The organism is Hymenobacter sp., assembly GCF_036387835.1.
In the GTDB taxonomy this organism is placed as follows: domain Bacteria; phylum Bacteroidota; class Bacteroidia; order Cytophagales; family Hymenobacteraceae; genus Hymenobacter.
Genome location: NZ_DASVSY010000112.1, coordinates 1 through 14,459, shown reverse-complemented (window position 1 = coordinate 14,459; position 14,459 = coordinate 1). Strand labels below are relative to the sequence as shown.

Genomic DNA, 14,459 nt, shown 5'->3' with positions numbered 1-14,459 from the left:
ATCTCGCTAGTGTGGTAACCTCATCCGGTTGTTGATTACCACACTAGCGAGATGCTTCGACTCCGGCTGCGCCTGCGCTCAGCATGACGGCCTTTGTTGATAACACTATTGAATATTCAGCTCGAAGGGCATGCGCATTTGGGCGCCTTTCATTTCCGAGAGCTTCTTGTACTGCTGGTACACGGGGTACATCGGGCCCATTTCTTCTTTCACTAACCGCAGCTTCGCTTCTTCGCTGAAACCACTGAAGATAGATTCGGCGAAGGTGCGTTGGCGCGGCAGCTTCTGGATGCGGTAGTCGCCTTCTTTGAGTTTGGCACGGCGGGCCGCAATACGCAAGGCATCATCAAACGAGCCGAGCACGTCCACCAAGCCCCGGGCTTTGGCTTCGGAACCCGACCACACCCGGCCGGAAGCAAAACCGCGCAACCGCTCCACCGGCATGTGGCGGCCTTGGGCGGCTTTGGTGGTGAAATCAGCGTAGATACGGTTGATTTCGTTTTGAAACTGCGTTTTCTCGAACGGCGTGAGGGCCCGCGTAACCGTGGGAAAGTCCGAGAACTTGCCGGTCGTTACCCGGTCCGTCGTAACGCCTAGTTTGTCGCGCAGCAGCGGCTCGATGTTGGGCAGCACGCCAAATACGCCAATGCTGCCGGTAATGGTGTTCGGGTGCGCCACAATGGTGTCGCAGCCCATGGCAATGAAGTAGCCGCCGCTGGCCGCCACGTCCGACATCGAGCACACAATGGGCTTCACTTTCTTGGTAAGCATCACCTCGCGGTAGATGATGTCGGAAGCCAGCGAAGAACCGCCGGGCGAGTTTACGCGCAGTACCACCGCTTTCACTTTATCGTCGAGACGGGCCTTGCGGATGGCCTCGGCGAAGCGGGTGCTGCCGATGTTGTCGTTGCCGCCTTTGCCGGTTACAATGTCACCGTCGGCGTATACCACGGCAATACGGTTGCTGCTGGTGTTTTCATCGTCTTCGGCTTTGCTGTAGTCGCCGAGGTTCACCAAGCTGAGCTCTTTGTCTTTCTCTACGCCTAGCTTGCCTTTCATGTAGTCGAGGGCCTGGTCGTAGTAGCCGAGGTGCGTAACGAGGCCGAGGCGCTTGGCATCGTCGGCGTTGTGCACCAGCATGGAGTCCGAAATAACTTTGAGGCGGGCCGGGGCAATCTTACGCGACGCGGCTACGTGGCCAAGCGTGAAGTCGTTGATGGAGTTTAGGAACGACGAAGTCTGAAGCCTGGCCGAATCCGACATGTTCTCCCGGAAAAACGGCTCCACCGCACTTTTAAACGAACCCACCCGGAAAATCTGGGGCTGAATGCCGGCCTTGTCGAACAGGTTCTTATAGTACATGGTCTCCGAGCTCAGACCGTTGAACTCCAACGTCCCCTGCGGATTAAGGTAGATGCGGTTGGCAACCGACGTCAGGTAGTAGCTTTTCTCGGAAGCCGCATCGGCGTACGCCACCACAAACTTGCCCGACTTCTTGAAGTCCAGCAGCGCGTCGCGCACTTCCTCCAACGACGCCATGCCGGCCTGCACCAACTCTACATTCAGGAAGATACCTTTGATGTCGCTATCGTTTTTGGCCCGGCGAATGGTGGCTTTCAGTTGGTCGAGCCCGATGTCGTCGGCCTGGTTGCTAAAGGCGGAGCCGAAAGAGTCGCGGCTTTCACGCTCGGCAATGGGCTTATCCAGCTTGAGTTCCAGCACCGAGTCGTTGGCTACGGTCACTTCTTTGTCGGAAGAAGCCAGCGCGGCCACGAAGCCAACCAGCAACACCAAGCCTAGCAGCCCTAATATGAAAATGCCGGTGATGGTGGCCAGCACGTATTTAAAAAATTGTCGCATGAAAAGAAAAACAGATTAAACTGATTGGAAGCGAATGACGCAAATGCAGACGCAGCAGGTTGCATTTTGCTTTTAATAGAACAACATCAACGGGCAAGTTATTCATTCAGACTATCCGAACTACGGAAGAGTTATATGAAATTCCAGAACGGCGTGTTTGGGCTGGCGTCTGCTTGTGAAAGCATTAATCGCCGAAGCAACTTTCTTCATTACAGAGCAACGCCAGAAATACGTCAGCTCTTTAACATAACCTCCCGAAATCACCTTAGCATCTGTTCAATACCCATACTTTTCGCCCCACAGCTGGCGCAGGCGGTCCTGGATCTTGGTTTCGGCGGGGTTGTGGCCGGGGTGGTAGAAGGTGGTGCCGCTAAGCGTTTCGGGCATGAATTCCTGGTAAGCGAAATTGCCAGGATAATCGTGGGAGTATTGGTACTGGCCGCCGTAGCCGAGGTCTTTCATGAGCTTGGTGGGGGCGTTGCGCAACGGAATAGGCACCGACTGTACGCCCTGCTGCCGCACCAGCGCCCGCGCCTCCCGGATGGCTTTGTAGCTGGCGTTGCTTTTGGGCGAAGTAGCTAAGTACACGACAGTTTGCCCCAAAATAATGTCGCCTTCGGGCATCCCAATTACCGTGACGGCCTGAAAACAACTATTGGCCAGCATCAGGGCGTTAGGGTTGGCCATACCCACGTCTTCACTGGCCAGAATAAGCAAGCGCCGCGCAATAAATTTCGGGTCCTCGCCGCCTTCCAGCATCACGGCCAGATAGTAGAGCGCGGCATTGGGGTCGGAGCCGCGGATGCTCTTGATGAAGGCCGAAATAACGTCGTAGTGCATCTCGCCTCCTTTATCGTAGCGAGCCAGGTGTTGCTGCGCAAGTTGCTGCACCACTTCGTCGGTGACGCTGATTTCGCCGGTTTCCGGGTCGGGGCGGCTGGACTCCACCACGATTTCGAGCAGGTTGAGCAGCTTACGGGCGTCGCCGCCCGAGATGGTGAGCAGGGCGCCATATTCCAGCACCCGCACGTTTTTTTGCTTGAGCTGCTCGTCTTCAGTTAGGGCTTTATCTACGAGGTCGGTCAGGACTTCCTTGCTCAGCGGCTCCAGCACGTACACCTGCGCCCGGCTCAGCACGGCCGGAATCACCTCGAACGATGGATTCTCGGTGGTAGCACCAATCAGCGTGACAATGCCTTGTTCCACGGCCCCGAGCAGTGCGTCTTGCTGGCTCTTGCTAAAGCGGTGAATCTCGTCGATAAACAAGATGGTGCCGCGCTGCTTTTTGGCCCGCTCAATCACCTCCCGTACGTCTTTCACGCCCGCATTGATGGCGCTCAAGGCCACAAAGGGCTTGTGCAGCTCCTCGGCCAGCAAGTGCGCCAGCGTGGTTTTGCCAACGCCAGGCGGGCCCCACAAGATCAAACTCGGCAAGCGTCCGGCGTTCAGGTAGCGCCGCAGCACGCCTTCTGGCCCAATGAGATGCTGCTGGCCGGCATATTCATCGAGGGTGCGGGGCCGCCGGCGCTCGGCCAAGGGGGCTGTATCGGCCGCTTTCGGGCGCAGGTTGGAAGCAGGTGTAGGTTCGGAATCGAAGAGGGAGCCGGTGGACATGGGTAGAAGGAAGTTCGAACTGTAAAAGTACGGCAGATGCCGTGCGGTGTAGCGCGGAAATCTGTTCCGCGACGAGCACCGCGAGTTCCTACGCGTAGGAGCCGCGCGGCGCCGTACTGGATACTCGCTGCACTCGTCGCGGAACAGAAGCCACAGGATTTCCGCGCTAAAACACGCTATTTCCCGCCGTACCTTTGCTTGCAATGAAAAACTCCGTCAAGGTCCACGCGGCCCTGTTTCTGGTGGCCCTGATCTACGCGGGCAACTATAGCATTTCCAAAGACGTGATGCCGCACTACATGGGCCCGTTCGGGTTGGTGCTGTTGCGGATTGTGGGGGCTGCCTTGTTTTTTGGCATTATCAGCCGCATCGTGGCCCCGCAGGACCGTATTACTGGCCGCGCCGACAACCTACGGGCTCTGACGTGCGGGGTACTGGGTATTGGGCTCAATCAGCTGCTGTTCTTCTCCGGTCTCAACCTTACGTCCCCTATCAATGCCTCCCTTATTCAAACAGTGGCTCCCATCGTGACGGTGCTGGCCTCGGTGGTGTTGCTCGGCGAAAAACTAACCCTGCCGCGGTTATTGGGTATTGCGCTGGCTGGCACGGGCGCGGCACTTATTATTCTGGGCCGCAGTGGTCCCTCGGCCGTACCCGGCCAAGACGGCACGTTAGGCAACGTGTACATCTTGCTTAATGCCACGGCCTTCGGGGCGTATTTGGTTATCGTGATGCCGCTGATGCGTAAGTACCACCCGTTCACGGTGCTGGCGCGCATCTTTCTGGTGGGGGCCGTACTGGCCGTGCCCGCCGGCTGGCAGCAAGTGCAGGAGCCCGACTACGCTAGCTTTCCGACCAGCATTTGGGCCGCCATTGCTTACATGGTGATATGCCTCACTATTCTGGCTTATCTGCTCAACAATTGGGCCCTGAAATACGCCTCCCCTGCCCTGCTGGGCGCTTATATCTATCTGCAACCTGCGTTGGCGGTGCTAATTGCTGTAAGCTTGGGCAAAGACACGTTTACGACAGCCAAAGCCTTACAGGCCCTGCTGATTTTTGGCGGCGTGTTTCTGGTAAGTCGCAAGCCCAAGCCTGTTGCCGTGCCGCTGGAGCCGATTCAAGATTAACCCGCCACATCATTTGCCTGCCCAATGGCAGTTGCGCCCTTAGCGGATGCCTTAGCCGGTAAAAAAGAAAGCCTGGCTGCTTCAAGAGCAGCCAGGCTTTCTTTTTAGTGTGATAGGTGCAGAACACCTACGGGCTTACTTGTTAGGATCAGTCTTTACTTTCGACTTTTTCTTCTTGTCTTTCGACTTCACGTCGGCATCGGTCGGCATAGTAGGAGTAGCCGGGGTAGCGCTTGTGCTAGACTGAGTTTCAACAGTAGTAGTCGTAGCAGGGGCCGTGGTAGGGGTAGTCGCAGGCTGAGTTGTAGCAGGCTGTGGCTGAGTAGTGGTGCTCTGTTGCGGAGCCGTCGTAGTCGTAGTGGTCGAGGTTTGCGCGTTGGCGGCAGAAATACCGGACACAAATACAGCGGCGAGAACAAGTAGCTTTTTCATGAAAAGGGGTTATGGTGAACTATCCAAAATCTAACGGTTGAGTCAGACTTTGTCGAGTGCCCTTAAACGAAGACTCCCGTATCTAGTTGCTGAACCACCCCAAATTGCCTGAATTTTGCACGCTATTTCAGCAGTTCGTGCAGTACCGTTTGCATCGAGAAGACCCGGTTTCCAGCTTCCTGAACCACTAAAGAGTTAGGCGAATCCAGAATGGCGTCGGACACCTCTACGTTGCGGCGCACAGGCAGGCAATGCAGAAATTTCGCGTCGTTGGTGCCGGTCATGTGCTCGGGTGTCAGCATCCAGGACGGATCATTTTCTAGCACCTGGCCGTACTGCTCGTAGCTGCTCCAGTTTTTGGCCTGCACAAAGTCGGCACCTTCCAGGGCTTTCTGCTGGTCATACTCGATGCGGGCACCTTTGGTGAACTTGGGGTTTAGCTCGTAACCCTTGGGGTGGGTGATAACGAAATCCACCCACTCGATTTCCGAAAACCAATCGGCAAACGAATTAGGCACGCATTGGGGCAGGGCGCGCACGTGCGGGGCCCAGGTCAGCACCACTTTCACCCGCTCTTTCTGCTTGAACTCAGCCACCGTAATCAGGTCGGCAAACGACTGCAGCGGGTGTAGCGTGGCACTTTCCAGGCTGATAACGGGTACGGTGGCGTACTTGCGAATCTTGTTGAATACCACTTCCTCGTAGTCCTCGTCTCGGTCCTTGAGTGTGGGAAAGGTGCGTACGCCTAGTACGTCGCAATACTGGCTCATTACCGCAATGGCTTCTTTGATGTGCTCCTGCGTGCCGCCGTTCATCACCGCGCCATCGGCCATTTCCAGCGTCCATGAGTCGGCCCCAGCGTTGAGCACCCACGCCTGCGCCCCTAAGTTGTAGGCCGCTTTGATGGAGCTGAGGCGAGTACGCAAACTAGGGTTGAAGAAGATCAACCCAACGGTTTTGTTTTTGCCGATGTGCTGATAGCCATACGGGTTAGCCTTGATTTCCAGGGCTTGCTGCAATAAGGCTTTGTAGTCGCCCGCGTCGGCGAAAGAGGTGAAGTTTTGCATGAGTTGGTAGCCGAAGTGCTTTGGCAACTTAGTTAAGGTCGTAGCAACAGTTTGTCAAGCAGCCGCTCTAATGATTTGTCTCCGCCCGGTGCGTAAATAATGCCGTGGCTACCGGTTGGCTGTGTTTCCAATTGCCAACCGGGGGCTTCCGCCCGGTGCTGGTTGTAAGTGGCCAACACATTTTTGTAGCGGAACAAACTGTCGTTTTGCGCATGAAGAGAATAAAAAGGCTGATTGCCTAACCGCCGAAAATTAATGGGCCCGATGTCCAGACGGGGCCTTGCCGAAATGGTGTAGTAACCGGCAAACAACTCCGGATGATGGTCGGCAAACCAGAAGGTAGCCGTGCCACCATTTGAAAATCCGCCGATGTACACCTGCTTGTCATTCACATGATAATGCTTCTTAGCTTCGCCAATTACCTCTACTACGGCTTCGAAGGCTGCAGGCTGCTCTACCCACCCGAACGTTTTGCGGCCAAATGGGAATAGCACCAGCGCTTGATATTTCTCGGCCAGCTTGAAGATTGTTTCGTCTACAAAATCAGGATCTTTGTATTCGAAATTTTTCAGGCTTACGACTCCCCCATGCAGATATACGATCAGGCGAGTAGCAACCTTGGGATTATACGATTTAGGCACGTACACCACGTAAGGCAACCGAACTGTATCTACCTGCGTGAAGTAGAGGGCATGCCCAGGTGAAGGCTTCGCAAAACCTTTAGGCCCCTTAGCATTCACCACCTTTCCCGTAGACGTTTGCACCCACCGAGTCTCCACTTGCCGAATACTGTCAGCTCGGGAGACTTTCTGGGCATGTGCCGGTAACCTAGCAGCACCTAGCAAAGCAATCAAGTAAATAGCCAATCGAGCAGGATTCATGTTTCAAAGCCTCTAGCTTAGTAGGTAAACGAACCTATTCGTGCTTGACATCGGCGAACGTATTTCGCTATAAGCATACGATAGACTCAACTATGGCTTCCCCAAAGGCGCCAATGATTTGCTTTCCTACATCGGCGAAAAAGGTGAAGTTTTGCATGGTCCAAGAGTTATGCTGCAAGAACGGCATAGCAGACCGAAGAAATCGAACTTCTTGATCGGCGCCGGACGTACTGAAGCGTAAGCCTGTATATTTGAATACGCCCCATTTAGTTTCCTTGCCATGACTTTCGCCGACCTCGACAACGTAGTGGTGCTACACGGCCCCCTGACCCAACTCACGGACGACGAGTTTTTCCTCCTCTGTCAACATAACCCCACCCTACGCCTAGAGCGCAACGCCGACCACGAAATCATCTTTATGCCCCCCGCCGGAGCCGAATCAAGCCGCAAGTCCGGCGAAGTGCATTTTCAACTGATGCTTTGGAACCGCCAGCACCAGCTCGGCTACGTGTTCGAGTCGTCGGCCGGTTTCACGCTGCCCGATGGCTCCGTCCGCTCTCCCGATGCCTCATGGGTTCCAAAGGCTGCTTACGATGCCCTGACCGAAGCGCAACGCCTGCGTTTCCCGCCGGTGTGCCCTACGCTCGTGGTTGAAGTCCGCTCCCCCTCCGATGGCCTGGCTCCGCTACGCCGCAAGATGGAAATCTACCTGGAAAACGGCGTGGAAGTCGGCTTCCTGCTCGACCCCACTGCCGAAACCGCCACCATCTACCGGCACGGACAGGCGCCGGTAGAAATCAGCAGCTTCGATTCGACGCTGAGCGCCGAGCCGGCCTTGCCAGGGTTTGAACTGAACTTGCGGCCGTTGCGGTAGGTGTAAAGTTGAGGTACGAATCCAGTTGCACCCTATTTGAATGCTGCCACAACAGGTATTGCCAACAAAAACAAGGGGCCGAACCTGTCGGCCCCGCCCCTTGCCAACCCGTTAGCTTATCCAGTGTCGGGCCGCAGCAGCCAGCGCCGCTTTAACCGTTTCCAACATCAGCCACCACCAGAAACCTTTTTCAGTAGCCGGTGGTATAGGTTTACGAAGCACGGATTTCTTCTCATTGCTGCAAGAAGTTAGGTGCAATTCCACCTGCTTCTCGAAGCCCCCGGTGTTGCTGCACCGGGGGCTTCACCTTTTCAGGAGGCAGCCGTGTGGTGAGGTGGAACAACCGTGCGGTAGGGCGAAGGTAAGCGCCCTATGCTGCGCGGCAAGCACCACTCTAGTTTAGAGAAACCCCAGAAACAGGAAGCAGTTGGCGTTCAGCCTTTCGGCGTAGCGTTGCTGCTTCGTATGTTCGAGTAAACTGCCCGACTTCTTTTATTATGACTTTCGCTGACCTCGACAACATAGTGGTGCTACACGGCCTCTGGCCCGGCTCACGGACGAGTATAAAGTTAAATCAGTAAAGCATCAGGGTTTTCTAAATACAAAGAAATAAAATCTGAAAACGATTCTGCTATGACTTCATGAATACCACCACATATTGCATACACTTCGTTTTTAGTGGTATTTACGTTACCTAATCGAATAGCGTAGACAATAACACTGATTGAATAATCAGCAAATACAAAGCACATTTCAGGATACTCTATTTCATGTAAAATATCACTGTGCTTTGGAATGCCGTGATAATCGCCAAGTTGAGTAACAACGTCCTCAACTTTATTTAGTGAATAAAATTCATAGAAGCCGCTATCTACCTCGCCATCCATGCCATTCACAGTCTCAAAGTAGCTACGGAAATCTTCTGGAAGCTTTACATTATGATCCGTTTCAAATTTTAGAATATCGGATTCACTTGCCGTCCATTCGGACCTGATTTTCGCCCGTTCCCAAATAATCTTTAAGTGAAGAAGTTGTTCCATATAAAAAAGCGCGGACCCAATAAAGTCCGCGCTATCATTCTACATCGCCTTGTACTCGTTCCAGCTCTTGATCTTCAAATCCTCCATCCGCAACGTGCAGAAGGCCTGGATGAACGACTTGGCCAGACGGGCATTGGTGAGCAGCGGAATACCAAAATCCACGGCCGTGCGGCGGATTTTGTAGTCGTTATCTAGTTCGCCTTTCGACAGGTTCTTGGGGATGTTGATAACCAGGTCGATTTTCTTCTCTTTCAGATAGGTCAGCACGTTGGGTTCTACGTGGTCATCGGGCCAGAAGAGCAGGCTGCTTGGCACGTTGTTTTCGGCGAAGAATCGGTGCGTGCCTTGCGTGGCGTAGATAACGTAGCCGCGCTTCACCAGCAGCTCCACCGCCGACAGCAATGCTACTTTCGACTTGATCGGGCCGCCCGAAATCAGGACGGTTTTCTGCGGAATCTTGTAGCCCACGCTCAGCATCGACTTCAGCAACGCTTCTTCGGCCGTGTCACCGAGGCAGCCTACTTCGCCGGTGCTCACCATGTCAACGCGCAACACTGGGTCGGCGCCGGGGAGGCGGGTGAACGAGAACTGCGGCGCCTTCACGCCCACGAAGGGCAGGTCGTACACCCGCTCGCTCTCGTCGCGCTCCACGTCCAGGCCGAGCAGCACTTTCGTGGCCTTCTTAATCAGGTTGTTACCCGATACTTTCGACACAAACGGGAAGCTGCGGGAGGCGCGAATATTGCACTCAATCACCCGGATTTCGCCGTCTTTCTCCAGGAACTGAATGTTGAACGGGCCGCTGATTTCGTAGCGCCGGGCAATTTTCTCGGCAATGATTTTCAGCTTACGAATGGTGCGCACGTACACTTTCTGCGGCGGGTAGTACATGGTGGCGTCGCCGGAGTGCACGCCGGCAAACTCCACGTGCTCGGAAATGGCGTAGCTCACGATTTCGCCCTTGGCGGCCACCGCGTCCAGCTCGATTTCCTTAGCTTCCTGCATGAATTCCGACACCACCACCGGATATTCGGCACTCACTTCCGTGGCCGCTTGCAAGAAAGCTTCCATCTCGAAAGCGTTGGAAACCACGTTCATAGCCGCCCCCGACAGCACGTACGACGGCCGAATCAGCACCGGGTAGCCAACCTCTTTCACAAACTCGAACATGGCCTCCAGCGACGTCAGCTCTTTCCAGCGCGGCTGCGCGATACCGAGCTCGTCCATGATGCTGGAGAACTTGTGACGGTTTTCGGCTTCGTCGATGCGCAACGGCGAGGTGCCGAGAACGGGCGCGTGTGCTTCCAGCAAGCGGGTAGCCAGGTTGTTGGGAATCTGGCCACCGGTGGAAAGAATCAATCCTTCCGGCGATTCGAACTCCAGAATGTCCATCACCCGCTCGAAGCTTAGTTCCTCGAAGTACAGCCGGTCGCTGACGTCGTAGTCCGTCGAAACGGTTTCGGGGTTGTAGTTAAGGATAATGGTTTTGTAGCCTTCCGCCGCCGCCGTTTGCACGGCATTCACCCCGCACCAGTCGAACTCCACGGAGCTGCCAATGCGGTACACCCCCGACCCTAGCACCATCACCGATTTATCGGTTTCCGGCTCCAGGTCGTTTTCAGTGCCGTGGTAGGTGCTGTAGAGGTAGTTGGTTTTGGCTGGAAACTCGGCCGCCAGCGTGTCAATCTGCTTGATAACCGGCAACACCCCCAACGCCTTGCGGCGGGCGCGCACCAGCAGCTCGTCGGCCTTCACGTCGCCTTCGCCGAGCAGCTTCACGGCTAGTTGCTGGTCGGAAAAGCCAGCCTTCTTGCAGTCGCGCAGGAGCGTGGTTTCCAGAGCATCCAGGCCAGTACCGCGCAGGGCGGCGAGCTGGTTGCCGAGCTGGAAGATTCCAAACAGGCGCTGCAAAAACCAATGGTCGATTTTGGTGAGGGCATGCACTTGCTCCAGCGAGTAGCCCGCTTCAAAAGCCTGGTTGATGGCGAAGATACGCTCCTCGTTCGGCTCGCTCAGCAGCTTGTCGATGGTGGCATTGTCTACGCTGTCCGCTCGGTTGGCCACGAAACCGCGCTTGCCGGTATCCAGCATCCGCAAGCCCTTCTGAATAGCTTCCTCGAACGATTTACCGATGGCCATCACCTCGCCTACGCTCTTCATGGCGCTACCAATCTGCCGGTTCACGCCCTCAAACTTGGCCAGATCCCAGCGCGGCAGCTTCACCACCACGTAGTCCAGGGCCGGCTCGAAAAACGCCGTCGTGGTCTGCGTTACGCTGTTTTTCAGCTCTGACAGCGAATAGCCCAAGCTCAGCTTAGCCGCCACAAACGCCAGCGGATAACCCGTGGCTTTGGAAGCCAGCGCCGAGGAGCGCGAGAGGCGCGCATTCACCTCAATCACACGATAATCCTCGGAAACCGGGTCCAGCGCGTACTGAATGTTGCATTCGCCCACAATGCCGAGGTGGCGAATGGTTTTGATGCCGATACTGCGCAGCTTGTGGTACTCGCGGTTGCTTAGCGTTTGGGAAGGCGCTACCACGATGCTTTCACCAGTGTGGATGCCGATGGGGTCGAAGTTCTCCATGTTGCAGACCGTGATGCAGTTATCGTACTGGTCGCGCACCACTTCGTACTCCACTTCCTTCCAACCCTTCAATGATTCCTCCACCAGAATTTGGTCGGAAGTGGTGAAGGATTTCTGAGCTAGCGTCCGTAGCTCGTCGATGTTGTTGGCGAAGCCGCTGCCCAGGCCGCCCAGCGCAAATGCCGCCCGCACGATGATGGGAAAGCCGATTTTCTCACCGGCCGCCAGGGCGTCCTCCATCGTTGTCACGGCGACGCTACGGGCCGTGAACACGCCAATCTGATCAAGTTTGTCCTTGAAAATATCCCGGTCCTCGGTGTCGATAATAGACTGCACCGGCGTACCCAACACCTTCACGTTGTACTTCTCGAACACGCCATCCCGGAACAAGGCCACGGCGCAGTTTAGCGCCGTCTGGCCGCCAAAGGCCACCAAAATGCCATCGGGCTGCTCCTTCTTGATGACTTCCTCCACGAAAAAGGGCGTCACGGGCAGGAAGTACACGTCGTCGGCAATGTTGTCCGACGTTTGCACGGTAGCAATGTTGGGGTTGATGAGGATGGTGCGGATACCTTCCTCTTTTAGCGCCTTCAGCGCCTGCGAGCCGGAATAATCGAACTCCCCGGCCTCACCAATTTTGAGAGCACCGGAACCAAGGACAAGAACTTTGTTGGGTTTGTTCATTCTTAGAGTTGAGGTAACAGACCGGCAGAACGGTCATGTTAAAAGGCTTTCGTGCGGAGCCTGCCGAAGCATGTTGCTCGTTAGCTGAGAGTGGTAGGTTTGCTCTTAGTTGGTGAAGGTAGTGTCACTTTTTACTATTCCCCATTTACCGGACGGCCGTTTGGTCATCCAGAGTCTGATAGTTGCATCGGAATTTGCACCTTCCAAGAAAAACCGAAAGGCGAGAGAATCTTTTTTAGAGTTGAGTTTCTCAACCTTGAAGTTTTTGGCGGTTATCCTTCCCGTTCTACTGGTTATCCTAGGGGAAACTCTGGCCGAACTCATAGCTGTAGCAATCAGATCGGACGGCTCACCAAGCACTGCTTTCATAATCGTCCGCTGTCCCATGTTCTTGACAAAATAAAACGTTGCGAAAGCCAGAGCACCCAACAGCACATATCCCCATATCGGAAAACCTCTACTTTTTGCTTGCATTGGAGTAGTGCGTTAGGAGATGTGGACGCGAGGAAAAAGAACGTCATGCTGAGCTTGTCGAAGTATTTCTATCACTGCGTCAGATGAATATTCTTTCCGTCAAAAGGGTCAAAATATGGTTCAAGGCCTTCCGCTATTATTCTTCCTGGCTCATATCGCCTGCCTTCCTTGTCTATTAGTAGGGGGAAGCAATAGATTCCTACTCAATAAATATTTGGGTTGAGGAATTGAAAATTAATCCGGGCCTCCGTTATAAAATCAGTTTCAAAGCCATTTGCTATTAGCTCTTTGTGTATTACCTCTTTTAATGAGTCAGCATTAAAAGTCAATGGGTAGATATTTAGCTCTGTGGGCTCAAATGAGGCACTCAAGACGTTTAAAGAGGCTTTCGTCAAACCTAGTTTTCTTGCTGCATGCAGAAGCCAATCACCCATATAGCCACAACTATAGAATCTCTCGGTTCCAAAGAAACTTCGAGTCATGTTGTGAGGAATGCCTTTTAACCTTTTCCACTTTGGCATGAGGTTTATCATGGTTTACAACGAAGTGGGCAAGATGCTTCGCTGCGCTCTGCATGACGTTTTTTTGGTTTGCTCTACCTAGGCTAGGCTATTTGGCAGTCTTGTACTCCGCCACCGCCTTCAAAAAGTCATCAAACAGATACTCCGTATCCTCGGGGCCACCGGCGGCTTCGGGGTGGAATTGGGTGGAGAAGAACGGCTTGGTTTTGTGCTTGATGCCTTCGCAGGTGCCGTCGTTCAGGTTCTCGAACAGCATGGTCCACTCGGCGGGCAGCGTGGCGGTATCCAGCGCAAAACCGTGGTTTTGGGAGGTGATGTAGCTGCGCTTGGTGCCGGAAAGGAGCACGGGCTGGTTGTGGCTGCGGTGGCCGTATTTGAGCTTGAACGTGTCGCCGCCGGCGGCCAGGCCCATGAGCTGGTTGCCGAGGCAGATACCAAAAACGGGCTTGTCGTGCTGCAAGGCGGTTTGCAGGTGGCCGATGGTGGCCTCGCACATTTTCGGGTCGCCGGGGCCGTTGCTCAGGAACAGGCCGTCGTAGTCGAGCTGGTTGAAGTCGTAGTCCCAAGGCACCCGAATCAGCTCGACGTCGCGCTCCAGGAAGCAGCGGATAATGTTGGTTTTGGTGCCGCAGTCGACCAGCACGATTTTGTGTTGGCCGTGGCCGTAGTGTTGCACGCCGGGCGCACTTACTTGCGCTACCAGGTTGTCCTGATTGGGGTCGTGGAGCGGAATATCTTCCTCGGCCACAATCTTACCGAGCATGGCGCCTTTCTCGCGCAGCTTTTTGGTGAGCATGCGGGTATCCACCCCAAAGATGCCGGGGATGTTGTACTCCTTGAGCCAGTCGCCGAGGCTTTTGGCGGCGTTCCAGTGGCTGTGCTCTTCCGAGTAGTAGTTCACTACCAGTCCGGCAATGTGAATCTTATCCGACTCGAAAATCTTGGAAATCGACTCGTACAAATCCTCGCCAGGCACGCCGTAGTTGCCCACCATTGGGTAAGTGAGCACCAGAATCTGCCCGGCAAAAGATGGGTCTGTTAGGTTCTCGGGGTAGCCCGTCATGGCCGTGCTGAACACCACCTCGCCCGCCGCAGAGGTGTAAGCCCCAAAAGAAGTCCCCTCGATTTCGGTGCCGTCTTCCAGCACCAGCTTTACTTGCTTCATCCGTATTAGTTGATGGAAAATCTAGTAGTGAAAGCCTTGCTTTTTGTGGAGCAAAGGTTAAGCAGCCCAAAGCTAGTTATCTAGGAGTTTGCTCCCCTCCTTTTTTTCAAGGAGGGGTGGCCAGAGGCCGG

The 14,459-nt window shown here is 54.7% G+C and carries 12 protein-coding genes; 2 read left to right on the top strand and 10 right to left on the bottom strand.

Annotation, left to right across the window (positions count from 1 at the left end; genetic code table 11):
- Positions 1-105: 105 nt before the first annotated feature.
- Both sppA and VF639_RS22310 read right to left on the bottom strand, forming a co-directional pair.
- Positions 106-1,860: a signal peptide peptidase SppA gene (gene sppA, locus VF639_RS22315; RefSeq protein ID WP_331148165.1), complete on the bottom strand. Its 1,755-nt coding sequence runs from the start codon at positions 1,858-1,860 to the stop codon at positions 106-108.
- A 276-nt stretch (positions 1,861-2,136) separates the two neighbouring features.
- The gene (locus VF639_RS22310) at positions 2,137-3,474 is read right to left on the bottom strand and encodes a replication-associated recombination protein A (RefSeq protein WP_331148164.1); all 1,338 of its coding nucleotides are present in this window, start codon (positions 3,472-3,474) and stop codon (positions 2,137-2,139) included.
- A 203-nt stretch (positions 3,475-3,677) separates the two neighbouring features.
- On the opposite strand from VF639_RS22310, the gene VF639_RS22305 reads away from it, so the two are divergent.
- The gene (locus VF639_RS22305; RefSeq protein ID WP_331148163.1) at positions 3,678-4,604 is read left to right on the top strand and encodes a DMT family transporter; all 927 of its coding nucleotides are present in this window, start codon (positions 3,678-3,680) and stop codon (positions 4,602-4,604) included.
- Positions 4,605-4,739: 135 nt separating this feature from the next.
- Here the strand turns inward: VF639_RS22305 and VF639_RS22300 are convergent, their stop codons facing one another.
- From VF639_RS22300 to VF639_RS22290, 3 genes are all read right to left on the bottom strand, one after another.
- Positions 4,740-5,036, bottom strand: coding sequence for a hypothetical protein (locus VF639_RS22300; RefSeq protein ID WP_331148162.1), 297 nt, complete (start codon positions 5,034-5,036; stop codon positions 4,740-4,742).
- Positions 5,037-5,158: 122 nt separating this feature from the next.
- Positions 5,159-6,103 carry an N-acetylornithine carbamoyltransferase gene (locus tag VF639_RS22295; protein WP_331148161.1) on the bottom strand — a complete coding sequence of 315 codons (945 nt, stop codon included), beginning with the start codon at positions 6,101-6,103 and terminating at the stop codon, positions 5,159-5,161.
- A gap of 32 nt (positions 6,104-6,135) precedes the next feature.
- Positions 6,136-6,984 (bottom strand): hypothetical protein, encoded by an 849-nt coding sequence (locus VF639_RS22290; RefSeq protein WP_331148160.1) that lies wholly within the window; start codon positions 6,982-6,984, stop codon positions 6,136-6,138.
- A gap of 280 nt (positions 6,985-7,264) precedes the next feature.
- Here VF639_RS22290 and VF639_RS22285 point away from each other — a divergent pair, with 280 nt between their 5' ends.
- Positions 7,265-7,858 carry a Uma2 family endonuclease gene (locus VF639_RS22285; protein WP_331148159.1) on the top strand — a complete coding sequence of 198 codons (594 nt, stop codon included), beginning with the start codon at positions 7,265-7,267 and terminating at the stop codon, positions 7,856-7,858.
- A gap of 569 nt (positions 7,859-8,427) precedes the next feature.
- Here VF639_RS22285 and VF639_RS22280 read toward each other — a convergent pair.
- The 5 genes from VF639_RS22280 to carA form a co-directional block, all read right to left on the bottom strand.
- Complete coding sequence (locus VF639_RS22280) at positions 8,428-8,898, bottom strand: SMI1/KNR4 family protein (protein ID WP_331148158.1); 471 nt, start codon at positions 8,896-8,898, stop codon at positions 8,428-8,430.
- Between the two features lie 39 nt (positions 8,899-8,937).
- Positions 8,938-12,168, bottom strand: coding sequence for a carbamoyl-phosphate synthase (glutamine-hydrolyzing) large subunit (carB, locus tag VF639_RS22275; protein ID WP_331148157.1), 3,231 nt, complete (start codon positions 12,166-12,168; stop codon positions 8,938-8,940).
- A gap of 105 nt (positions 12,169-12,273) precedes the next feature.
- Entirely contained in the window at positions 12,274-12,642 is a 369-nt protein-coding gene (locus tag VF639_RS22270) for a hypothetical protein (protein WP_331148156.1), read from the bottom strand.
- A 203-nt stretch (positions 12,643-12,845) separates the two neighbouring features.
- On the bottom strand, positions 12,846-13,163 hold the full coding sequence (locus VF639_RS22265; RefSeq protein WP_331148155.1) for a hypothetical protein: 318 nt from the start codon (positions 13,161-13,163) through the stop codon (positions 12,846-12,848).
- An 88-nt stretch (positions 13,164-13,251) separates the two neighbouring features.
- A complete protein-coding gene (gene carA, locus VF639_RS22260; RefSeq protein WP_331148154.1) occupies positions 13,252-14,328 on the bottom strand; it encodes a glutamine-hydrolyzing carbamoyl-phosphate synthase small subunit in 1,077 nt (358 codons plus the stop codon).
- Positions 14,329-14,459 lie beyond the last annotated feature (131 nt).